17 protein-coding genes are annotated in these 22,085 nt (G+C 31.0%); 16 read left to right on the top strand and 1 reads right to left on the bottom strand.

The features are described 5' to 3' along the window. Window position 1: 1 nt before the first annotated feature. On the bottom strand, window positions 2–709 hold the full coding sequence (gene pcaH / locus ACH5TW_RS06855; protein ID WP_439335759.1) for a protocatechuate 3,4-dioxygenase subunit beta: 708 nt from the start codon (window positions 707–709) through the stop codon (window positions 2–4). A 207-nt stretch (window positions 710–916) separates the two neighbouring features. Here pcaH and ACH5TW_RS06850 point away from each other — a divergent pair, with 207 nt between their 5' ends. From ACH5TW_RS06850 to ACH5TW_RS06775, 16 genes are all read left to right on the top strand, one after another. Beyond that, the gene (locus ACH5TW_RS06850; protein WP_439335758.1) at window positions 917–1,786 is read left to right on the top strand and encodes a helix-turn-helix domain-containing protein; all 870 of its coding nucleotides are present in this window, start codon (window positions 917–919) and stop codon (window positions 1,784–1,786) included. Window positions 1,787–2,078: 292 nt separating this feature from the next. Further along, window positions 2,079–2,837 carry a cyclase family protein gene (locus ACH5TW_RS06845; protein ID WP_439335757.1) on the top strand — a complete coding sequence of 253 codons (759 nt, stop codon included), beginning with the start codon at window positions 2,079–2,081 and terminating at the stop codon, window positions 2,835–2,837. A gap of 106 nt (window positions 2,838–2,943) precedes the next feature. After that, window positions 2,944–3,852 (top strand): helix-turn-helix domain-containing protein, encoded by a 909-nt coding sequence (locus tag ACH5TW_RS06840; RefSeq protein WP_439335756.1) that lies wholly within the window; start codon window positions 2,944–2,946, stop codon window positions 3,850–3,852. A gap of 295 nt (window positions 3,853–4,147) precedes the next feature. Next, a complete protein-coding gene (locus tag ACH5TW_RS06835; protein WP_439335755.1) occupies window positions 4,148–7,012 on the top strand; it encodes a TonB-dependent receptor in 2,865 nt (954 codons plus the stop codon). A 126-nt stretch (window positions 7,013–7,138) separates the two neighbouring features. Further along, the gene (locus ACH5TW_RS06830) at window positions 7,139–8,767 is read left to right on the top strand and encodes an arylsulfatase (RefSeq protein ID WP_439335754.1); all 1,629 of its coding nucleotides are present in this window, start codon (window positions 7,139–7,141) and stop codon (window positions 8,765–8,767) included. A 12-nt stretch (window positions 8,768–8,779) separates the two neighbouring features. Further along, a complete protein-coding gene (locus tag ACH5TW_RS06825) occupies window positions 8,780–9,991 on the top strand; it encodes an MFS transporter (RefSeq protein WP_439335753.1) in 1,212 nt (403 codons plus the stop codon). Between the two features lie 112 nt (window positions 9,992–10,103). Further along, on the top strand, window positions 10,104–10,397 hold the full coding sequence (locus tag ACH5TW_RS06820) for a DUF3861 domain-containing protein (RefSeq protein ID WP_439335752.1): 294 nt from the start codon (window positions 10,104–10,106) through the stop codon (window positions 10,395–10,397). A 6-nt stretch (window positions 10,398–10,403) separates the two neighbouring features. Further along, on the top strand, window positions 10,404–11,033 hold the full coding sequence (locus ACH5TW_RS06815; RefSeq protein WP_439335751.1) for an O-methyltransferase: 630 nt from the start codon (window positions 10,404–10,406) through the stop codon (window positions 11,031–11,033). A gap of 176 nt (window positions 11,034–11,209) precedes the next feature. Next, a complete protein-coding gene (locus tag ACH5TW_RS06810) occupies window positions 11,210–12,202 on the top strand; it encodes a VOC family protein (RefSeq protein ID WP_439335750.1) in 993 nt (330 codons plus the stop codon). Between the two features lie 45 nt (window positions 12,203–12,247). Beyond that, on the top strand, window positions 12,248–13,363 hold the full coding sequence (locus tag ACH5TW_RS06805; RefSeq protein WP_439335749.1) for an alpha/beta hydrolase family protein: 1,116 nt from the start codon (window positions 12,248–12,250) through the stop codon (window positions 13,361–13,363). A 25-nt stretch (window positions 13,364–13,388) separates the two neighbouring features. Then, window positions 13,389–14,528: an FAD-dependent monooxygenase gene (locus tag ACH5TW_RS06800; RefSeq protein ID WP_439335748.1), complete on the top strand. Its 1,140-nt coding sequence runs from the start codon at window positions 13,389–13,391 to the stop codon at window positions 14,526–14,528. Between the two features lie 17 nt (window positions 14,529–14,545). Beyond that, window positions 14,546–15,505, top strand: coding sequence for a fumarylacetoacetate hydrolase family protein (locus ACH5TW_RS06795; RefSeq protein WP_439335747.1), 960 nt, complete (start codon window positions 14,546–14,548; stop codon window positions 15,503–15,505). 349 nt (window positions 15,506–15,854) lie between these two features. Further along, the gene (locus ACH5TW_RS06790) at window positions 15,855–16,298 is read left to right on the top strand and encodes a hypothetical protein (RefSeq protein ID WP_439335746.1); all 444 of its coding nucleotides are present in this window, start codon (window positions 15,855–15,857) and stop codon (window positions 16,296–16,298) included. A gap of 201 nt (window positions 16,299–16,499) precedes the next feature. Then, the gene (locus ACH5TW_RS06785) at window positions 16,500–17,837 is read left to right on the top strand and encodes a beta-helix domain-containing protein (protein ID WP_439335745.1); all 1,338 of its coding nucleotides are present in this window, start codon (window positions 16,500–16,502) and stop codon (window positions 17,835–17,837) included. A 66-nt stretch (window positions 17,838–17,903) separates the two neighbouring features. Continuing rightward, window positions 17,904–19,343, top strand: a complete 1,440-nt coding sequence (locus ACH5TW_RS06780; RefSeq protein ID WP_439335744.1) for a T9SS type B sorting domain-containing protein — start codon at window positions 17,904–17,906, stop codon at window positions 19,341–19,343. Between the two features lie 3 nt (window positions 19,344–19,346). Then, window positions 19,347–21,962 (top strand): PorP/SprF family type IX secretion system membrane protein, encoded by a 2,616-nt coding sequence (locus tag ACH5TW_RS06775; RefSeq protein ID WP_439335743.1) that lies wholly within the window; start codon window positions 19,347–19,349, stop codon window positions 21,960–21,962. The last annotated feature ends 123 nt before the right edge of the window (window positions 21,963–22,085 follow it).

Here is a 22,085-nt window from a genome sequence, read left to right as displayed (position 1 = left end):
GTTATTTGTTTTCAAATGGTGTTGCGTTGTGTCCTCTTAAAACAATATCAAATCGATATCCTAATGCGTATTCGGGTTCTGTTGCAGTAAGGTCGAAACTTGAAATTAATAATTCTCTTCCTCTTTTAGGAATAGCATTATATATAGGGTCAAATTCTAATAGTGGATCACTTGGAAAATACATTTGTGTAATAAGTCTGCTAGAAATATCGCCTCCAAAAAGCGAAAAATGGATATGATTAGGTCGCCATGCATTCGGATGATTTCCCCAAGGGTAAGCACCAGGTTTTATTGTGTAAAATTTATAATTTCCATTTGCATCAGTCATACATCTACCAGCGCCTAAGAAATTTGGATCTAATGGAGCATTGTGTTGGTCTGCTTTATGTACATATCTTCCAGCAGCATTTGCTTGCCATATTTCCATTAAAGTATTAGGAATAGGTTGTCCTAATTCATTTGTTACTTTTCCACTAACTACAATACGCTCTCCAATAGGTTCGCCATCTTTTATTGCATTTTTAGTTAAGTCATGATCTAAGGATCCTAATTCAAAATCTTTAAAAACAGGACTTGATAATTCAGATAGTGTTTTTTTTGTGATAATTAAAGGTTTGCTGGGAGCTCTAAGGATAGTAGATTTGTAATCTGGAGCCTTATATGAAGGTTGTACCTCCATATCAAATTGGTTATAAATTAGTTTACTCATGACACTTATTTTGTTTCCTTCAAAAATATTTAATTAGACAGGTTTAGTGTTGGATTAAATAATTTTATAATTGCACAAAATTAACATTTTGTAAAATATTGTTTTCTTTTTTTTGCTAATTAATAATATAAATGTTTAATTTACAGTAAATTAAAATTTAATTTGTTTTTATGTATAATTAACTATAGTGTAATATATTAACATATTATGAAGCCTATATTACAGTTTAAAGGACCTTATGGTGATAACCAAGCCTCTTTTATATCAGATTTTATTCATTTTGAGTCCTTAGAAAAGCGAAGCAAAATATATGCATGGGAAATAAGTCAGCACGTGCATTCAGAATTATTTCAGATGTTTATAATACGCTCAGGAAAAGGCGTGTTGATTTCTGGGAAAAATAAAATAGTTATCTCTAGTCCGTGTGTTATTAATGTTCCAGCATCTATTATGCATGGGTTTAGTTTTGATTCTAATATAGAAGGATATGTATTGACGTTTTCTGATAATTATTTTGAAAGTATTTTAAAAAATAATGCACAGCTGTATTTGAAATTAAATAAGTTAAGCCAATTTGTTTATAATGATAATATCAAATCTTTTGATGATTTTACATATTTAGTTCATAAATTAAAAAATGAGATTTTAGAAGACCGTGTTGAAAAACAATTTAGTCTTCAATCTTATTTTCAGTTACTTTTTTTAAAGCTATATAGAAAAGGGTATGAAAATGAATATGTTGAATTAAATGCATCTAACAAAACATTGGTGCATTTTAGAAATTTTCAAAAGCTAATTAAACAGTCGCTACAAAACCCTTTAACAATTGAACAGTATTCAGAGAAATTAAATATAACACAAATGCATCTTAATAGGGTGTGTCATGCGGTTGTAGGTGAATCTGCTTTAAAGGTTGTTCAAGGTTTTGTAATTAGTGAGGCAAAAAAATACTTATTAAATACCTCTTATACGGTTTCGGAGATTGCATATTTTTTAAATTTTAATGACCCTGCTTATTTTAGTAGGCTTTTTAAAAAAGTAGTAGGAGTGCCACCTGGCGAATTTAGAAAAGCTTAGTATTTGAGTGCTTTAGAATACAATATGTTAGGTATATCTGTTTTTAATGTAAAAAATGATTGATTTTGAATACTTATAGCTTGTAATTGATTCTTGTAAATGATTTTTTTTTGTCATTTTTGTAAAATATTTACAACTTATTTATCAAATAGTTGGTTTTTAGCCTTGTTGTTTGTGGATTTGAGAATTTTAATTATCGCTTATAAATATTTAAGCAATAGTTTTTTTTTGAATTAATAGGTTGAATTTTGTTAAAAGATTGGGTGATAATAAATTATAAAAGAAATTAATTATGCGAGTTATAGATTTATCAGTTACAATATCTGAGAAGGTAAAAGAGCCGCTTCCAACTAAAATTGCTTATGAAAACCATGAAGAGTGTGTAGAGAATATTGGAAAAATATTGTTTAAAGATGTAGAAGGAGATATTTTTATGAATGGCAAAGGATTGGCTGGAGAAATAATAAGCTTAGCAACTCATTCTGGTACTCATGTTGATGCTCCGTATCATTATTCACCAACCTGTAATGGTGAGCCTTCAAGAACTATAGATGAATTACCATTAGAATGGTTTTTTAGTGATGGTGTAGTTTTGGATTTTACAGATAAGCCAGACGGATATTTAATTGAACCTGAAGATTTAATAGAAAAACTGGCAGCTATTAATTACAGGTTAAAACCTTTTGATATTGTGCTTATACGATGTGATGCAGATAAAAGAATTCATGATGATGATTATGTGAAAATTCATGTTGGTGCTTCGGCAAAAGCAACACATTGGTTAATTGATCAAGGTATAAAAGTAGTAGGGACAGATGGATGGGGTTGGGATATACCTTTGCATATTCAAGTAGAAAAATATAAAAAGAATCCAAAACCTGGAATTATTTGGGAAGCGCATTATGTTGGGATTGATAAAGAATATTGTCAGATAGAGAAATTATCTAATCTAGATCAGTTGCCTCCATATGGTTTTAAGGTATCTTGTTTTCCAACTAAAATAGAAAAGGCTAGTGCAGGATGGACAAGAGCTGTTGCTATAATAGATTAAAATTGTAGTATAAGATGCTTGAAAATAATTTTGGTTTTTGTTTCTGAAATATATTTTTTTTAGTTTAAAATTTCATTTTAATGAAAATAAAATGTAGATTTAAAATATGTCAGAACAAAATAAAATACCAACTTTAAATGTATCGGAAATAAGTAGTTATCACGATTCTCTTTTTGGTTCTATTCCTAAAACATCTAATGTTAAGTATAAAGATTATCATGTTAACAATCTAGATATTATTAAAAATAAAGCTGCTTTTAAAGTGCGTCCTCACCGAAAAACAGTTCACGATTTTTTGTTTTTAACAAAAGGATATTCAAAAAGAAGTAAGGGGCTAAATAATATAGAATTTGATGGTCCAGCAGTATTTTTTCTACCTGCTTTTCAAATTACTCAACATTCAAGAATGAGTGATGATGCTGAAGGGTATTTTTGTCATTTCGATCAAAGTTTGTTTGATTTTTTACCAAAAGGCTATTTAATAGATCGGTTTTCTTTTTTTAAATTACAATCTAATCCAGTAGTTAAATTATCAGAAGAAACAAGAGTAAATTGTGAAAACATATTAAAACGAATGTTGCTTTTGTATAAGACAGGAGAGAAGACAAGAAGAAATCTTGTAGCATCTTATTTATTAACTTTTTTCGAGGAAGTTCATAAAGAAGTGGTTGTTGAAACTAATAAAAGTAAGAATTCTTATTTTAGAATAACTGAAGCCTATAAGCAAGCCTTAACAGAGTATATTTATAAGTATAAACAAATTTCTGATTATGCCGATTTATTAAATATATCTCCCAACTATTTAAATAAGTGTGTAAAGGCAAGTGTTAATAAAACTGCTCAAGATTTATTAAAGGAAATGTTAGTTTTAGAAGCTAAATCTCTTATAAAGTATTCAGATTTACACGTATCAGAAATTGCTGTTAAATTGTGTGACCAAACCCCAAGTAACTTTGCCCGTTTTTTTAAAAAGCAAACAGGAATGACTCCTAAAGAATATTCTCAAATGAGTTAATTTTAATAGTTTTTCTTAAAAAGCAAAAGAGTAGCATAATCTCTTTAGGAATTAATATTTGGTATACAAACAGCGTTAAGATTATTTAAGGTTATTTCATTATTGAATGAGTTAGTAAAATAGGCTTTGTGTTTTTTTAGATTGATAATGAATACTTTTGCCCTTTTTTTGATTCTCATCGTGTATTATTATATCTTAATTTTGAAGAGTTGAATTTTGTCATAATAATATTTTTTTTAATAAAACATGATGAATTTCATAAAAAATAGCAGATATTAATAAACACCAATTAACTATGAAAACAATTATTAAACTAAGTTTAACTTTATTTTGTTTCTTTTTGAACATTCATGTCAATGCTCAAGAAAGTGAAATTACAGGAAAAGTTAGCGATGAAAGCGGAATGTCTTTACCAGGTGTATCCATCTATATTGATGGAACTTCTAAAGGAGCAGTAACTGATTTTGATGGAGAATTTACTATCAAAAACATTGAAAAAGGAGAGCATCAATTAATTTTCTCATTTATTGGATATGCCAAACAAAGAAAATTGGTGTCAGTGCCTTTAAAAGAGCCTCTAGCTATTGTTATGTTAGAAGATTTATCAAAACTTGATGAAGTTGTTATTACAGGAGTATTTGATGCTAGAAGCAGAATGGATGCTTCAGTAGCTATAACAACTATAGGTGCTACACAATTGGCAAGAGTTGCTCCAACGAGTTCATCTGATTTGCTAAAAAACATTCCTGGTGTTTTTGTAAACCAAGCAAGGGGAGAAGTATGGAACTCTGTATATTCTAGGGGGTTGTCAGCTAACTCGATTGATAATATTAATGGGTACCGATATGTGTCTTTACAAGAGGATGGGTTGCCAATAACAAATGTAGAATTATTTCCAGATTTATTTTTGAGAGCAGATGCTATGACTGAACGAGTTGAGGCAGTTAGAGGAGGTACTGCATCTATACTTGGAGCAAACGCACCAGGAGGAATATTTAATTATGTTTCTAAAACAGGAGGGAATGAATTTGCAGGTGAAATTAGAGCTAAATATGGTCTAGAAGGAAATGGCGAAAACCCATATTATAGAGCTGATTTTAATGTAGGAGGTCCTCTTTCAAATGGTTGGACCTATAACGTAGGAGGTTTTTATCGTAAATCTGATGGAGCTAGAGATCGTGGTTACCCTATAAATATTGGAGGGCAAATTAGAGCTAACTTCCTTAAAAAATACAAAACAGGATCTTTTAAATTAAATCTAAAATATTTAAATGATAAAAATGATAGAATGGCTTTTATTCCATCAACTAATTGGAATGATCCTCAAATAGCAGATGGTTTCTCTAAGTATGACTCATACGCTCTTTATGATTTTTCTATTGAAATACCATTCAATGAAGAGGGTAACAGGACGTTTAATTCTACAGATTTATTACATAATATAGATCGTTCTATTGGTTTTAATTGGAGGCAAGATCTTGGCAATGGATTTTCATTGAAAAATGACTTTAAATACTCTAGAAAAGATGACGAAAGAAATGGTACAGCAGTAGTAACACCTATTAGTACTACCAACTTTTTATTTTACGCTATACCTAGTTTACTAGGTGGTCCAAACCCAGCAAGAACAGGTACTTATAATTTTGCAGATCCACGAACTGGACAGGTATTTGGTACTGTAGATCTTGCATTTGATCCTACACAGCAAGGACCTCCATTTCGATTAACACCTGGTGCTAATAATAATTTCCCAGGGTCTAATATACAACCAAATTCATTATTGTTTATGCCAATGTTTTATCAAGATATAGATAGAAATGAATTTGCTAATCAATTAGTATTTAGTAAAAAAACAGAAAAAGGGAGTTTTAATTTAGGAAGTTTTTATAGCCGTTCTAAGTTAGATGTAACTAACTGGAGTAAAGGAATGGGTTTAAGTGGTGGTTTAATTCAAGATCGTCCTGTACCTGCTCAAATAACATTATCAGCTAATAACGGTAATACTTATGAAGTAACTAGTCCAGAAGGTTTTATGAATGTTGGTTGGACAGGTTCAGACAATGGAGAAACAACTCAAGGTATATTTGCACTTTTCTTTGGTCATAACTGGAAAATAACTCCAAAACTAACTTTAGATTATGGAATTAGATATGAAAATGTAACCTCAGAAGGATTTAATAATGTTGGAGTACCAAATCCACGCCAAGGAGATCCAAGTTTTGGAGGATTGGATGGAAATCCATTAACAATTTGGGATAATGGAGGAGGAACAGAAGGAGCTCCTGTTAATTATGATTATAACTTAGATAGTTTTTCATACACAGCCGGTCTTAATTACAAGTTTAGTGAAGAACAAGCTATTTACGCTAGATTTGCACGTGGAAATAAAGCACCGTCTACATTCTTTTACTTAGACTTAAATGATGATTTCTTAGTTGAAAATACTCCAGCTCTTTTAGAGGAAATTACACAATTTGAAATTGGTTATAAAGTTAGTACAGATAATCTGAAACTGGTATTTACACCTTTTTATAGTAATTTAAATAATGTGCCTAATATTCAAACTTTTTCTAACACTGATGGTACACGATATTCACCAGAATTTCAATTTAATGAGTATACAACATTAGGTCTTGAAATTGAAACAACTTATAACATTACCGATAAGTGGTTAGTTAGAGCCAATGCCGTTTTTCAAAAAGCAAAGGCTGATAAATACACTGCTTGGGATGAAGGTAGAGATGGACCTGGTGATGATTCTATTATCGATTATTCTGGTAATGAGGCAGATAATAGTTCTAACGTAATTTTCAATATTAATCCTATTTACAACGGTAAAAAATTCTATGGTTCTTTAAACTATAGTTATATGGGAGCTAGACAGGCTAACGTACCTAACTCTTTTCTTTTGCCAGCCTTTGGTAATGTTGATTTGGCCTTTGGATATGATTTTTCTAAAAAATTCGGTTTACAGTTAAATATTAATAATGTTTTAGATAACTATGGTATTATGGGGTGGCAAGGTCCAGGAGGTTTCCCTTCTGCTTTAAACAGAGATGGATTTCCGCCAGAATATATAGCTAACAACCCGAATGCAATATTTTCAACGCAAGGAAGTATGCCTAGAGCTTATTTCTTAACAGCAACTTATAGATTCTAATGCTATTGTTTTGAACTAATTATTTCTAAGGACACCAGACTTTTAATATTTGGTGTCTTTAGGAGTACTTTTAATAATAATTAGCTTTTTTCTTAAATTGATTAATTCATTTTTAAATTAAATATAATGAGAACACTTGTTTTAGTTGTAATGACTCTGTTTTTAGCGAGTTGTAAACAGTCCAATAATCAAAATAATGTAATAAAGCAAACTGATACAAAGCCTAATATAGTTTTGATTATGGCAGATGATATGGGGTTTTCAGATTTAGGTAATTATGGTTCTGAAATTAGCACACCAAATATCGATCGACTTGCAACTGAAGGTACACGATTAAGAAGATTTTATAATAACACTATTTGTGCGCCCTCTAGAACAAGTTTGCTTACTGGGCAGTATCCGCATAAAGCGGGTATTGGTTTTTTTAATGAAGATTTAGGTATTCCAGGGTATGAAGGGTATCTAAACAAAGAATCATTAACACTGGGTGAAGTATTTAAAAATGGCGGTTATTCTACATATATGTCTGGTAAATGGCATGTAGGTAATGAACGACCTCATTGGCCTTTGCAAAGAGGTTTTGATAATTTCTTTGGTTTTTTAGATGGCGGCGCTAGTTATTTTGATACAAAACCAATATTAAAAGGCCCTCCTTCATCGGCATTTTTATACGCTGATAATGAGGTTTATAATATAGGTAAAGAAGATTTTTACTTAACAGACGAATTAACAAGTAGAGCAATTGAATTTGTAAAAAGCACTCCAGAAGATAAACCTTTCTTTTTATACATGGCTTATAATGCACCACATTGGCCACTTCATGCTAAGCCAGAAGATATTGCAAAATACAAAGGAAAGTATGATGCAGGTTGGGATGAATTACGAAATATTCGTTTTGAGAACATAAAAAAAATGGGATTGGCAGATGAAAATTGGACTCCAGTAAAAGATAAATTACTGCCAGCTTGGAATAGTTTAAGTGAAGAAGAAAAAAGTGATTGGGCATTAAAAATGGAGGTTTATGCTGCTATGGTAGATAATTTAGATCAAAACATAGGAAAATTAATTAGCTATTTAGAAACTACCAATCAATTAGATAACACCATGATTATTTTTCTTTCTGATAATGGTGCAGAAAATATGGATGTTGGTAAAATGCCTTTCGTAGTAAAGCGTAATGAAGGATCGGTAGGTACAGCAGGATCTATGGAAGCTTACACAAAAAAATGGGCTCAAGTATCAAATAGTCCTTTAAGAAGTTACAAGTCTTCTCCTTATGAAGGAGGTACAGCAACACCTTTTATTGTTCGCTACCCTAAGCAGGTTGGAGCTGGTAAAATTTTAAAAGGAGGTGCGCATGTGGTCGATATTATGCCAACCTTGTTAAACTTTGCCGGCATTGATTATCCAGAAACTTTTAATGGCATAAAGGCTAACGCTCTTGCAGGAGAAAGTTTTTTACCGCTATTGAAAGGAGATAACTGGGAAAGAAACCAACCTATTTGTTTCGAATGGTTTGGTGACCGAGCAGTTTGGATGGGTGATTTAAAAGCTGTTTCAGTTTATCCAGGGAATACTTGGGAGTTATATGATTTAGCTATTGATAGAACAGAATCAAATGATATTTCAGCTTTACATCCAGAAACCATATCAAAAATAGATGCTATTTATAAAGATTGGGCAAAAATAAATGGAGCTATAGATTGGACAGATGAAATGACAATAAAAACTGGATTTAGAAAACAACCACATTAAATTTTATAAATAATGAAAAAATTATTCACATACGAAAACGGTATTGTAACCTTAATGTCACTTGTTTTTGGTTGTTTGTTTTTTGACCGTTTAGCACTTAATTATCTTATCCCATACGTGGCAAAAGATTTAGCGTTAAATAATACGCAAATAGGTTTATTAGCAGCAGGTCTATCTTTAGCATGGGCTGCGTCGAGTTACTATACTACTGCTTGGTCAGATTCTAGAAACAAAAATAAAGCAACTTTTATTATTGCTATTTTCATTTTTTCTATCTGTTCCTTCGGGTCTGGTATGGCAATAGGATTTGGTACTTTACTGGTTGCTCGTATTGTTATGGGGCTAGCAGAAGGTCCGTTAATCCCATTAGCTCAAGTTTTTGTAGAGAGAGAATCTTCGCCTCATCGTTTAGGTTTAAATGTAGGGCTTTTACAAGGTGTTGGAGCAGCTCTTTTTGGGTCTATTTTAGCACCCATTATTTTAGTAGCTATCGCTGAAAATATAGGATGGAGAAATGCCTTTTACGTAGCAGCAGCTCCAGGTTTTCTTCTAGGAGTTATAGTGTATTTTTATGTAAAACCTAGTACTGCTGAAAGTGTAGGTATTGCCAAAAAATCTAGTTTTTCGGTTTCAGAATTACTTAAATATCATAATATGAAATGGGGTATTCCATTGGCTTGTTGTGTTTTTGGTTGGTGGTTTGCTACTATACCATTCATCACAAAATATTTTACTACTACTCAAGGTATGACAGGTGATGAAATGAAGATGACTATGGGGCTTTTAGGTGTTTCAATGTTGGTAGCATCTCTTGTACTTCCTGGTATTTCTGATAAAATTGGAAGAAAAAAAGCACTTTATATCGCTGTTATTTTAGGAATTTTATACCCTTTTGCCGTTTATTATTTAAATGGTTCAGTATTACATAGACCAGCCATGTTTCTTTCTTATTTTATGGTAGGAGCTATACCTCTTGTTGCAGCAATTGTGCCATCAGAGGCAGTTCCAAATCATTTAAAAGCAAAAGCTATAGGTTTAACAACAGCAGTAGCTGAAATTGTAGGAGGTGTAATAGTACCTGCTATTTCTGGAGCGCTTTCCGATATAATTCATGAATCTGCTTTCCTATGGGTAGCAGCAGTATTAGCGGTTTTGTCTTTGTTTTTTCTTTTCAAGTTAAAGGAAACAAAAGGGAAAGAATTTCCTGTTCATGTACTTGATTAAGTTTTAGGAAAATAAAGCTTAGAATTAGTTAAATATAGATTAAGTCTTTTTTTAGTTGATAGTGAAGTATTGCAATTAGTAATGAAATATAAAATTTTTTGATTTTTAGAATATGAGTAAAAAGGCAAATAAATATAAACTAAGGTTAGAGCTTTTGGAGCTGCTAAGACCAGATGATAAAACGTATGAACCTATTGATTTAGAGTTTGATAATCATGATAATATATTTACGATTATAGAACGGATGAAACAAAGAGATAGATTTAAAACAGAACAACAATCTGTAGAGTTTGCAATAGGATTAAAATTATTTAGCGAGGTTATGTTGAAAAACAAGGATAATCCTTTGTTTGAAGCTTTTAGGCCTGCTTTTGGTGAATTAATGAAGAAAATAAAGTCAAATTAATCATTTATGCATCTAGATCCAAGTTTTAATAAAGTTTTAGATGATTATGATAAACGCTTGAATGATGAAAATCATTTAATGAAATCATTATCTGGAATTGATGCAATGAAGCGTCGAGATGAGTTTTTGCTTCCTGTTGGTGAAGATGCTGCTATTTTTATGAATACTTTAATAAAAGCAGCTAAATCTAAAAGCATTTTAGAGATAGGAACCTCTTATGGCTATTCAACACTTTGGTTAGCCGAAGCAGCTAGAACAAATGGAGGTAAGGTTATTACTTTAGAGAATAATTTAGATAAAATGATGTATGCCAAAGATAAAATATCTAAAGCTGGTTTGTCAAAATTTGTCGATTTCAGACTTGGTGATGCTTTATTTAACATAAAAAATGCTAAAGAAACTTTTGACTTTGTTCTTTTAGATTTATGGAAAGAATTATATGTACCCTGTTTCAATTTGTTTTCATCCAAATTAAATGATGGCGCATGGGTATTGGGTGATAATATGATTTTTCCACCAATTTCTAAAAAAGAATCAGAAGCTTATCAAAATATAATTAGAACGAAAGAGGCTTTTACATCAATATTGTTACCCATAGGAAGTGGAATAGAAGTTAGTCAATATCATTCACGATAAAGATTAAATATTCATTTTGGGTTAAAATGAATAAAAAAAGTGTCAAATTATTCTTAAAAACAAATAAATAGATTGATTTTGAATATTAATAGAATGTATTTGATTCACTAAAAGTAGGTTACTGCTTTATTTTTGTAATAATAAATTAATAAAAAAACGTATAAATTTTAATAGATATGGCAAAGAATCCGCATTATTTTTCACAAATGGCACATGTAGAAGTGCTAACCAAAGATCTAGATAAATCAGTAGAATTTTTTGGTGATATAGTTGGAATGGATATAACTGGTAGAGAAGAAGGTTCAGTTTATCTAAGAGCTTGGGGTGATTATTTTCATCATACATTAAAGTTGACTCAAAGTGATACTTCAGGACTTGGCCATATAGGATGGCGTGCAGATAGCCCTGAAGCTTTAGATGAGGCAGTAGAATATTTAGAAAGTATTGGTGCTGGTAGAGGTTGGAATGAAGGAGACCAAGGTCATGGAAAAGCATTTAGATTTCAATCTCCTGAAGGTCATATGCATGAAGTATTTTGGGATGTTGTATGGTTAAGAGAAGAAGGAGAGCGTGGTAGTATTTATGCAGATAGATATGCAAGTAACAGAGGAAATGGAGCTAATCCACGACGTTTTGATCATGTAACATATATGGTGTCTAAAGGAGCATATCCAGCTGAAAAGGAATTTTGGAAAGCCTTAGGGTTTAAAAACCCTGATGAAATAAGAATTTCTGATGAACAGCCACCAATTGGCGGATTGCATACTCTAGCTAATCTATCACACGACATTGCTGTTTTTACAGACCCTAATATAGAGCCAAATCAAGGTGTTTTAAACCATATTTGTTGGAATGTAGATAGTAGAGAAGAAGTGCTTTTAGCTTTAGACTATTTTACCGAAAAAGGTTATAAGAGTGTTATGGGAGCGCCTACAAGACATAAGGCAGATGAAGGATTCTTTATTTATATTATAGATCCTGGAAGTGGCGTTTTATTTGAATATTATGCTTGTGCAAGATTGGTGTTTGCACCAGATCATTTAGACGTACATTATTTACAAGATAATCCAAATGATGCATGGGGCTTTGCAAATCCTTTCAAAGAAATGGGGAAAGGTAAAAAAATGGGGCTTTCAGAAGATGGCACCGTTAAACCAGCAGATATTTAATTTTTCAATAAATAGAAATTTTTAATTTTAAAAATATATAAAACTATGTGGCATTTTTTTCCAGGTAAGTATATGCCTTCTTATCAAGTAAATAGAGCATTAACACAGGCGCATTACGGCGGTGGTGAATTTGCTGAAATTTTAGAAGCGGCTGGTAATATTGACCCAGATAATAGAGAAACATTTAACATTGCTTGGTTAAATAAAGGAAACGAGGTTTATGAATGGGCAGAAGAATATGAAAATAAAAAGGCCTTTGTTTCTGCTAGACGTACTTATTTAAGAGCTTTTAATTATTTGCGTACAGCAGAGTTTTTTATGAATCTTCAAGATGATAGAAAAATTCCAACGTATTTAAAGGCTCGTGAAGCTTTTATAAAAGCAACTAAATATTTTGAAGAAAAACCGTTGCAGGTTGAAGTACCTTTTGAAGGTTCCTTTTTACCAGGGTATCTTTTTAAACCAAAAGGTGTTAAGAATCCGCCCGTAATGGTCATGTTTGGAGGCTTGGATAGTCTTGCCGAAGAACTTTATTTTGGAATTGGAGACCACTTGATGGAGAGAGGAGTCGCTTTATTGGCTATGGATGGTCCAGGACAGGGAGCTGCGTTAAGATTAAATCATATTCATTCTCGTCACGATTATAATGTTGCTGGTACTGCGGTTTTAGATTGGGTACTAGAAAACTTAAAAGAAGAAGTAGATACTACAAGTGTAGGTATAGCAGGAGTTTCAATGGGTGGTTATATGGCGGCACGTTGTGCAGCATTCGAACCTCGCTTTAAAGTATGTATGGTGTTTGGGGCTGTTTGGTCTTACTATTCTGTTTGGGCAGGTAGAAGTGGTAAACACCCATTAGCAGAAATTGTTCAGCATATCATGGGAGTGAATAGTTATGAAGATGTTCTTAAGAAATTAGAAGGTTTTACTTTAGAGAATGGTATAGCAGAAAAAATATCTATGCCAACATTCATAATGCATGGCGGAGGTGATAAACAAAACTTTGTTGAACACGCTATTAATTTAGAAAAGCACCTGACTTGTGAACATCAAATGAAAATTGTTCCTGATGGAGAAAGTGGATCACAACATTGTCAGGTTGATAATTTCATGCCTGCTTTAGACATGTTTGATTGGATAGCCGATAAAATCCATGAATAATTAACCAACTAAAAACCAGCAAACTATGAAGACAGTAAATAAAGTATTAATTGTAGGAGGTGGTATTGGCGGTCAATCTGTTGCAATTGCTTTAGCTCAAAAAGGGGTTGAAGTTGAAATAGCAGAAAAACTAGATGCTTATGATGTATATGGAGTTGGTATCATTCAACAAATTAATGCACTTAAGGCATTAGATGCTTTAGGTCTTGCAGATGAAACCATGAAACATGGATATCCTTACGGACAGTTAAAAATGCATACTTCAACAGGTCATTTTATAGGTCTTGCAGGTGCTCCTTCAATGGGGAAATATCCTAGTCATAATGGTATTTCAAGACGTACTTTACATGAAATTATGTATGATAAAGCTATTAAGATCGGGGTGCAATATAGAATGGGGACAACCGTAACACATATTGAAAATTCTAAAGATGACGTTACTGTAACATTTTCAGATAAAACTAAAAAGACTTATGATATTTTGATTGCATCAGATGGCATAAATTCTGATATGCGTAAATTGATTTTTGGAGATTTTAAACCAAGCTATATGGGAGTATCTGTGTGGCGTTATGCTTTTAAAAAGCATGAAGATTTAGATACCGCTTATATGTATTACGGAAAACGTAGTAAGATTGGGTTTGTTCCTATGTCTGAAGATAGTATGTATATGTTCTTAGTATCTGCAGAAGGAGCCGATAATCCTAGGATTAAAAAATCAGATTATATTCCTATGCTAAAAGAGTATCTATCTGAATATTCTGTAAAGATTGTAAAAGATGTTATAGGGCAAATAACCGAACCAGACTTGGTGAATTACAGGCCAATAGAGGCAAGTCATTTACCAGACCCTTGGTTTAAAAATAGAGCTATAGTTATTGGTGATGGTGCTCATGCAACCGTTCCGCAATTAGGTTCTGGAGCTGCACTAGCTCTAGAGGATGGTGTTGTTCTAGCTGAAGAATTGGATAAAGCTGCAACTATTGATGATGCTTTTAATGCGTTTATGAAAAGACGTTATCAGCGTTGTATGGCTATTGTAGATGCATCAGAAACCTTGGCAGAATGGGAACTTCTGGAATTTGAAGGGAAGTCGCTACCTGAAGGTGCGAATGTTGGAAAAGTAATAGGTCAGGCTACGGGTGTTTTAATGAAACCATTTTAAACAATTAAAAATATACTATGAAATTAGTTACTTTTCAGAAAAAAGATGAATCAGTACATATTGGTTGGTTAAAAGGTGATGGTGTTGTTGAAATGCAAAAGGCAGATAAGCGTTTGCCAAATGATATGCTAACCTTTATAGATAATCATGAGGTATATTTTAAAATTATAAACGATAATAATTTAGAAAGTTTAGAAGCACATTATAAATTATCTGAAGTTAAGTTATTAGCTCCATTAACCAATCCAAGAAGTTTTAGAGATTATGTTGCTTTTGAAGAACATATGCTTAACGCATCTAAATCTTTTGGTCATACAGTAAGTGAAGCTTGGTATGATATGCCTATATTTTACTTTACCAATCATCAAGCTATTTATGGTCCTAATGATAAGATTAAAAGACCAGTTGGTGAAGAGAAAATGGATATTGAATTAGAAATAGCTGTTATTATTGGAAAAAAGGGTAAAGATATAAAGGTGGAAGATGCTAATGATTATATTTTTGGTTACACTGTTTTTAATGATTGGACAGCAAGAGCTATACAAAGAAAAGAAATGACAGTTCCTTTAGGGCCGCATAAAGGAAAAGATTTTGCGAATGCCATAGGGCCTTGTATTGTTACTAAAGATGAAATGGAGTCTTTTAGATGCTCTATTTCTCGAGAATCACATCCTAAACATTTAGCCATGCCTAAGCATACCGATGGTAGACTAGATTTAAAAATGACTGCCAAAATTAATGGTAAAACTATTTGTGAAGGGAATTATAAAACGGTTCATTATACATTTCCAGAAATGATGGAGAGAGCTTCTGAAAACAATGTTACACTTATGCCTGGAGATATTTTAGGAAGTGGTACTGTTGGCTGGGGAAGTTTAATAGAGAATAATTTTTCAGTACACAGGCCTCTAGAACCTGGAGATGTAGTAGAATTAGAAATTGAAAACATAGGAATATTAAAAAATACAGTAGTTTGAGTTAGTTTACTTTTTTTTGTGTTGATACTGTAAAAAATGCCCAAAACAATTTGTTTTGGGCATTTTTAATGTTAAATTAATCTTAATCTGTCTTTCTTAAAAAGGTTTGTATTTGTGTTTGTTAGAATGAAAATAATAGCATTTTCATAAGTATAATTTAACCACGCATACTTATAAACAACTAATTTAAAGAAATTGCGTATTATGAATGCTATGTTATTTTAATTTGTCCTAAAATTAGTTAAATAAACACGAGAGATAAAATATTAACATACAAAAAAATCGACAAAAAGATTGTTTTTAACGATTAATTGCATAAATTTGTCTTTTAAACCCTTAAATCTAAGATATGAAAATTAAAATTGTGTTACTTAGTTTTAGCTTTTTTTTGATAGCTGGTATAGGTTTTGCTCAAAAAAATAAAGAGGCTAAAAGTATAATTTCTAAAGTAGCTATAAAAAAATACCACAATAAAGAAGACCTAGAGCGCATGCAAAAAGGTGAGTTACTTGTTTTATATGTAGAGCGTATTGAAAGTCTTGTTAAGTTATTACCTTATATTGCATTTGCTACAAAGCCAGGAGTTACAATGACTACTTTAGGAATTCCAAATGATAGCGATAATAGAAAAGCATTAGATGATCAATTTGAAGCTACTGAAGATTTTTTAGAATCAACAGGAGAGTTTCAAAGGCGTATATTACCATATTCTGATACAGATAATTTAATTGCTGCTATACTATTTTACGAAGAAACTATGAAATCTTTGCATGAGTATAGTGAATTTCATTAATAATTAATTTTTTTCATAAATAAAGAGACTTTACTATATAGTCTCTTTTTTATATTAATTGCATTTCATCGGTTAATATATATTAATAAATCAAAGATTATGTGTATTTTGTCGAAAAAATTGGTATTTCATAGTGTTTTTTGTATTTTTGATTAATGTTTTTAAGTGCCCCAAATCTACTTAAACGATAAATATTTAGTTATGAAAATTTTTACTTACACAATATTGATATTTCTTTTTGTAATTGGAAATGTCTTTGCTCAACAAGAAAAAGGAATAATTGGTGCTAATAATTGGTTATATAATTGGACCGAATTCGAACCAAGTCAAAATGATTATCCGGAGCCAACACAAATCTTAACAGGTAATATTACTAATGACTTAACACTTTCTAAAAGAGACACTTATTTGCTTTTAGGTAATGTTTTTGTAACTAACGATGCTACTTTAACGATAGAGCCTGGAACTATAATAATTGGAGATTATGATTCAAAAGCATCTTTAACTATTTCTAAAGGTTCTAAAATAATAGCCGATGGTCTAGAAACAGACCCTATTGTTTTTACTTCTAGCAAAAGTGTTAAAAGAGCAGGAGATTGGGGAGGTTTAATTATATTAGGTGAAGCTCCAACTAATAAATTTGGTAATGGTTCTGTATCTGCGTTTTACACTCAATTAGCTGAAGATGCTTATGGGAACACAAATTACGGTGGAGAAAATTATCAAAGTAATTCTGGAGTATTAAGATATGTAAGAATAGAATATGCAGGAAAAAGAATAAAAGCAGCTGGATATTTTAACGGATTATTATTAGCAAGTGTAGGAAACGAAACTGTTTTTGAAAATATTATGATAAGTCATTCTGCAGGAGATTCGTTTGAAGTTTTAGGTGGCGATATTTGTTTAAACAAGGTTGTATCATATAAATCAAATAGTAATGATTTTAAGTTCAATTATGGAGCACAATGTAAAATTAATAATTCATTAGCAGTTAGGTCTCCATATATTTCTAGTAGTGAAGGTTCAAGATGTATAATGGTTTTATCTTATGACAAAAGAGAATTAGTAGATTTCACCAAAAAAGGAACTTTAGTTGTTGCAAAGAATTTAACATTATTAAATGAGAGTGATAATTTAAAGTCTGATATTAGTATGGGCTTAGTTAAAGAAGCTGTTTTTATTGGTCAAAATACATCTCTTGATATGGATAAAAGTGTAATTTCTGGTTTTAACCCAGCCGTTTTATTTGAAGATAAAATTCAGATTAATCAAGATAATTTAGAAAAAATCAAGTTTGCTAATATGTATTTTAATAATTGTAATGGAAACATTTTTGTTGAAAACAATTCAAATAATGAAGATTTAGAAAACTGGTATGGTAATAGTGCATTTTATAATGTTTACTCAAAAAGCGATAATTCAGAAACCTTTATTGATTTAGATAATAGTAAAAAACCAGACTTTAGATTGCGTATTAATAAAATAATAGCATCTAAAGATCATTATGCCTCTGAAGATTTATTAAGGGTAGATGACTAAGGTTATTGCTCACTAAAATAATAATGCTGATAGGTATTATTATTTTATAAATAAAATTAATATCTAATGAAGAATTATGTTATTATTAATCTGTCGGTTTTTGTTTTTTTATGTTTTTTTCAAACTATAGAGGCTCAAATAGTTATTAGCACACCAAGTTTAGGTTTTACCCAAGCTTGTGCTAGTCCTTCTTTTAATACATATAATGTCTCATTTACTTTTTCTCCTGATACTTCGTTAGGAACAACAAATCAATTTATTCTTGAACTTTCTGATGAATCTGGTAGTTTTTCAAATGCTACAGCTATTTATACAACAGAACAAGGAGCTATTACTACATCACCAGCTAATTTAACTTTTTCTTTTCCAACCACAATTGCAGGAGAAAGTTATAAACTTCGAATAAAGAGTACAACTCCAGTAGCAACTAGTACTGGTTCTGTTTCGTTTGCTGCTTATTATAAAATTCAAGATGAACCTTTTACTATTAATAATTTAATTTCTACGGGAGTATATTGTACTGGTGGTAGTTATTTGTTAACTATTGATAACCCTGGGAATGATTCAAATAATTCGCCTTTGCAATATCCATCACTTACTTTTAATTGGTATAAGGAAACGAGTCTTACTACATCTGTTTTTGTGACTTCAGGTAATACTTTATCTGTAAATGAACCAGGAGTTTATTTTGCTGAAACAAATTATGGTACGTGTACTTCACAATCATCTTCTAACCATGTAACAGTAAGTGAATCTAAAACAGGAGGTATTTCTACAATTAGTTCTAGTTTAGGTAATCCATACTGTTTAAGTCAAGGAGCAACAACATTAAGTGCTATAAACGCAAATGGATATCAGTGGTATAAAGATGGTGAAGTTATAACTGGTGCAACTAATCAAATGTATGAAACTAATGAAGCTGGAGAATATTCAGTAGATATAGATTTAGGTGATTGTAATACAAGTGCTTCTATTAATTTAGAAAACACAGGATTTACTAGTAGTATTGATGTTTTAGAAGTTAATCCTATAGAAGAAAATGAAACTTTAATTGCTACGGTAACAACTACTGCAGTTAATCCAGAGTTTGTATGGTATTTAAATGATGTCGCTATATCTGGAGCCATCAGTAATAGTCATGAAGCTACTCAAGCAGGAAATTATAAAGTTGTAATTACTCAAACCACAGGATGTTTAGCGTCAACCGAGTTTCAATTTAAAGTAAGTACACAATTTCCAAGTGTTGCAAATATTCCAAATTTAATAAGTCCGAATGGAGATGGTGTAAATGATACATGGATAATCCCTCAGGAGTATGTAAGCGGAACAAATACAGAAGTTATAATAATGAGTGCTCAAGGAGAAGTTGTTCTAAAAACCAATGATTATCAAAATAATTGGCCAATAAATCAATTAGATTTTAAAGAGATAAACCCTGTTTACTATTATATAATTACAACCGAAACTAACAATATAAGAAAAGGCTCTATAACAGTTGTCAAATAAAAAATGAAAAAATATCTATTACATATAGTCTTATTTTTCTGTTTTTCGCAACAGTTTTACTCTCAAGAGGGTGGGGTTGTTGCGTTTGAGTTACCTGTTAGAAACTCTTTAAAATTTAATAGATATGCTATTAACCCAACTTTTAGTTTTGTTAGAGAGCAAAATAAATATATCAGTTTTACTAATAAAAGGCAATGGGTTCAGTTTGATAATGCACCGCAAACGTATTTATTTAGCTATGCAGGGAGGTTTAAAGAAAATATAGGGGCAGGAGTTGCTGTTTTTCAGCAAGATTATGGTGTGTTAACTACTTTTGGAGGTGTTTTAAATTTTGCTTATAATGCTGTTTTGGGTAGAGATAGTAATTTAACTTTTGGTATGAATCTTGGGGCTTATAAAAGCGGATTAAATTCAGGTAAAGTTATAACTAATTTTGATGATTTATCATTAAACAATATTCCATCTAACACTATATTTACTGTAAATCCAGGTATAAATTATGGAACAGGTTTTATAGATTTAGGAGTTTCTATAAATAATCTAGTATCTTATAATTTACAAACTTCTAAAATCATTGAAGATAATCCAGAACAAAGTATACAAGGTCATATTATGTATACTGGTTATTTAAATAGTCGTGGTTTTTTTGATGAAAGTAAATTTTCTGGGCTAGTTAGATCAGAATTTAAAAAAGATAAAACAGTAATTTCAGCTATAATGATGCTTACTGTTCCAAAAGGAATTTGGGCACAAGTAGGATATAATACGCTTTATGGTCTTTCTGCAGGAATTGGTTTAAATATTACCAATCAAATTTCATTGGAGTATAATTATGAACAGTCTATGGGGGATTTGTCAACCTTTGGAAATTCTCATGAAGTTACTTTAGCTTATAAATTTAAAAATGTATTTAAATATGATTATAGTGGTGATGATGATGAACAATCGGTATTCATTTCAACTAGAAAATCAAGACGAGTAATTTCAAAATCCAAATCTTCAATAACAGAAAAAGTAGATAGAGTCGCTATAGCAGAAGCTAAAGAAAAGGCTAAGATTGAAGCATTAGAAAAATTAAAGGCAAAACAAGAAGCTAGAGCAAGAGTGGTTGCAGAAGCAAAAGCGAAAAGAGAAGCTAAAATTAACGCAATTTCTGAAGATAAAAATTTAGCTAAAGCTTCTCAAGAAACTCAAGAAAAATTAGAAGATCAGTTTATAACTGAAGTTGAGAATAAAGAACAATTTACTACTGAAACGAAAATAAAAGATGAAGCTAAATTAAAAGAAGAATTAGCTAAGCAAAAATTAGCAAAGGAAGAAGCGGATTTAAGATTGAAAGAAGAAGAGCAGAAGCGAGTTGAAGAAGCAACTAAGCAGCGATTAATAGATGAAGCTAAAGCTAAAGCTAAAGAAGAGGAAGCATCCAGAGTTAAAATAGCTAAAGAGCAGGCTAAAAAAGAAGAATTAGCTAAACAAAAATTAGCAAAGGAAGAAGCGGATTTAAGATTAAAAGAAGAAGAGCAGAAACGAGTTGAAGAAGCAACTAAGCAACGATTAATAGATGAAGCTAAAGCTAAAGCATTAGCTAAGCAGAAATTAGCAGAAGAGCAATTAAGAATTGAAGAAGAAAATAGACTTAAAACTATTGCTGAAGAAAAAGTAAAAAAAGAAGTATTAAAGCAAGAAAGAGAAAATCAATTAATGGATACACTAGAATTAGATGGTGTGTTAGTTAAAGTTGCTCGCGATAAAGAATCTTTAGAAATAAAGAAAATAATAGAATTAACAGAAAATTCTAAAATTGAACAACAAGATTTATTAACTAAGTTAAAAGCTTTTATTACAACTAAGCAGCAAGATTTAGATGATTTAAAAGAAGAGAATGATTTAAGTGAACAAGGGGTTATTAGTGCTAAACCAAAGGTGTTTAAAAGTGTTTCTGCAGAAAACAGAGCAATAGAAGTGTTAACTGAAAATCTTAATAATCTAATTAATTCTCAAGAATCCAAATTGATAGAGCTTCAAGATTTGTTTAGCAAAAGATTAAAAATAGTTAAAGATAAAACTGAAGCTACAAATGTATTTTATCAACAAAAGATTGAGGAATTACAATCTGTTCAATCAAGAGCAATTCAAACAAAAGCAAGTTTACTTTCTACTTTAGAAGTTGTTAAAGTTGCTACTGAAATAGAAAGAAAACGAAGAATAAAACGTGCATCTTATGATAATGAAGAAGATCGTTATAATAAAGATAGAGCATCATTAAATCAAATAAAACAAAATACGCCTTTAAGTGCAGAACCATTAAGTGAGTCAGATTTTGATTTTGGGGAAGAGTTAAATAATAATATCAAAATTGTAAAAAATGTTTCTAATGAAGAAAGTGGTTATTATTTAGTAATAGCAGTTCATAGTGATGTTAATAAAAGAGATGAGTTTTTAAGAAAAGTTATTGCATCAGGACAGAATAATGTTAATTTCTTTTTTGATGTAAATACTAGTAAATACTATATTTATTACAATAAGTACGATTACATAGATTCTGCTAAGAATGCTATGAAATCAAAAGAAAACAAACCTTACAATAGTAAAATGTCTATGGTTAAAATAGAAAATTAAGAGTATCTTCTAATCTTTGTTTCTCAAATCTGATTAATTTAAATAAATCCTCAAATCTTTTTTTGTAAGTAAAATATTTAATTTTATAGGTTAAAAGCGGTTTAAAAGACTTATTTGTCGATA

It is taken from the genome of Thalassobellus sediminis (genome assembly GCF_044386045.1).
Taxonomy (GTDB): domain Bacteria; phylum Bacteroidota; class Bacteroidia; order Flavobacteriales; family Flavobacteriaceae; genus Thalassobellus; species Thalassobellus sediminis.
This window is presented reverse-complemented; position numbering and strand designations above follow the sequence as displayed.

Excerpts from the sequence above, each read along its gene's own strand:
- pcaH (WP_439335759.1), bottom strand. The coding sequence starts at position 709 with ATGAGTAAACTAATTTATAACCAATTTGATATGGAGGTACAACCTTCA.
- ACH5TW_RS06850 (WP_439335758.1), top strand. The coding sequence starts at position 917 with ATGAAGCCTATATTACAGTTTAAAGGACCTTATGGTGATAACCAAGCC.
- ACH5TW_RS06845 (WP_439335757.1), top strand. The coding sequence starts at position 2,079 with ATGCGAGTTATAGATTTATCAGTTACAATATCTGAGAAGGTAAAAGAG.
- ACH5TW_RS06840 (WP_439335756.1), top strand. The coding sequence starts at position 2,944 with ATGTCAGAACAAAATAAAATACCAACTTTAAATGTATCGGAAATAAGT.
- ACH5TW_RS06835 (WP_439335755.1), top strand. The coding sequence starts at position 4,148 with ATGAAAACAATTATTAAACTAAGTTTAACTTTATTTTGTTTCTTTTTG.
- ACH5TW_RS06830 (WP_439335754.1), top strand. The coding sequence starts at position 7,139 with ATGAGAACACTTGTTTTAGTTGTAATGACTCTGTTTTTAGCGAGTTGT.
- ACH5TW_RS06825 (WP_439335753.1), top strand. The coding sequence starts at position 8,780 with ATGAAAAAATTATTCACATACGAAAACGGTATTGTAACCTTAATGTCA.
- ACH5TW_RS06820 (WP_439335752.1), top strand. The coding sequence starts at position 10,104 with ATGAGTAAAAAGGCAAATAAATATAAACTAAGGTTAGAGCTTTTGGAG.
- ACH5TW_RS06815 (WP_439335751.1), top strand. The coding sequence starts at position 10,404 with ATGCATCTAGATCCAAGTTTTAATAAAGTTTTAGATGATTATGATAAA.
- ACH5TW_RS06810 (WP_439335750.1), top strand. The coding sequence starts at position 11,210 with ATGGCAAAGAATCCGCATTATTTTTCACAAATGGCACATGTAGAAGTG.
- ACH5TW_RS06805 (WP_439335749.1), top strand. The coding sequence starts at position 12,248 with ATGTGGCATTTTTTTCCAGGTAAGTATATGCCTTCTTATCAAGTAAAT.
- ACH5TW_RS06800 (WP_439335748.1), top strand. The coding sequence starts at position 13,389 with ATGAAGACAGTAAATAAAGTATTAATTGTAGGAGGTGGTATTGGCGGT.
- ACH5TW_RS06795 (WP_439335747.1), top strand. The coding sequence starts at position 14,546 with ATGAAATTAGTTACTTTTCAGAAAAAAGATGAATCAGTACATATTGGT.
- ACH5TW_RS06790 (WP_439335746.1), top strand. The coding sequence starts at position 15,855 with ATGAAAATTAAAATTGTGTTACTTAGTTTTAGCTTTTTTTTGATAGCT.
- ACH5TW_RS06785 (WP_439335745.1), top strand. The coding sequence starts at position 16,500 with ATGAAAATTTTTACTTACACAATATTGATATTTCTTTTTGTAATTGGA.
- ACH5TW_RS06780 (WP_439335744.1), top strand. The coding sequence starts at position 17,904 with ATGAAGAATTATGTTATTATTAATCTGTCGGTTTTTGTTTTTTTATGT.
- ACH5TW_RS06775 (WP_439335743.1), top strand. The coding sequence starts at position 19,347 with ATGAAAAAATATCTATTACATATAGTCTTATTTTTCTGTTTTTCGCAA.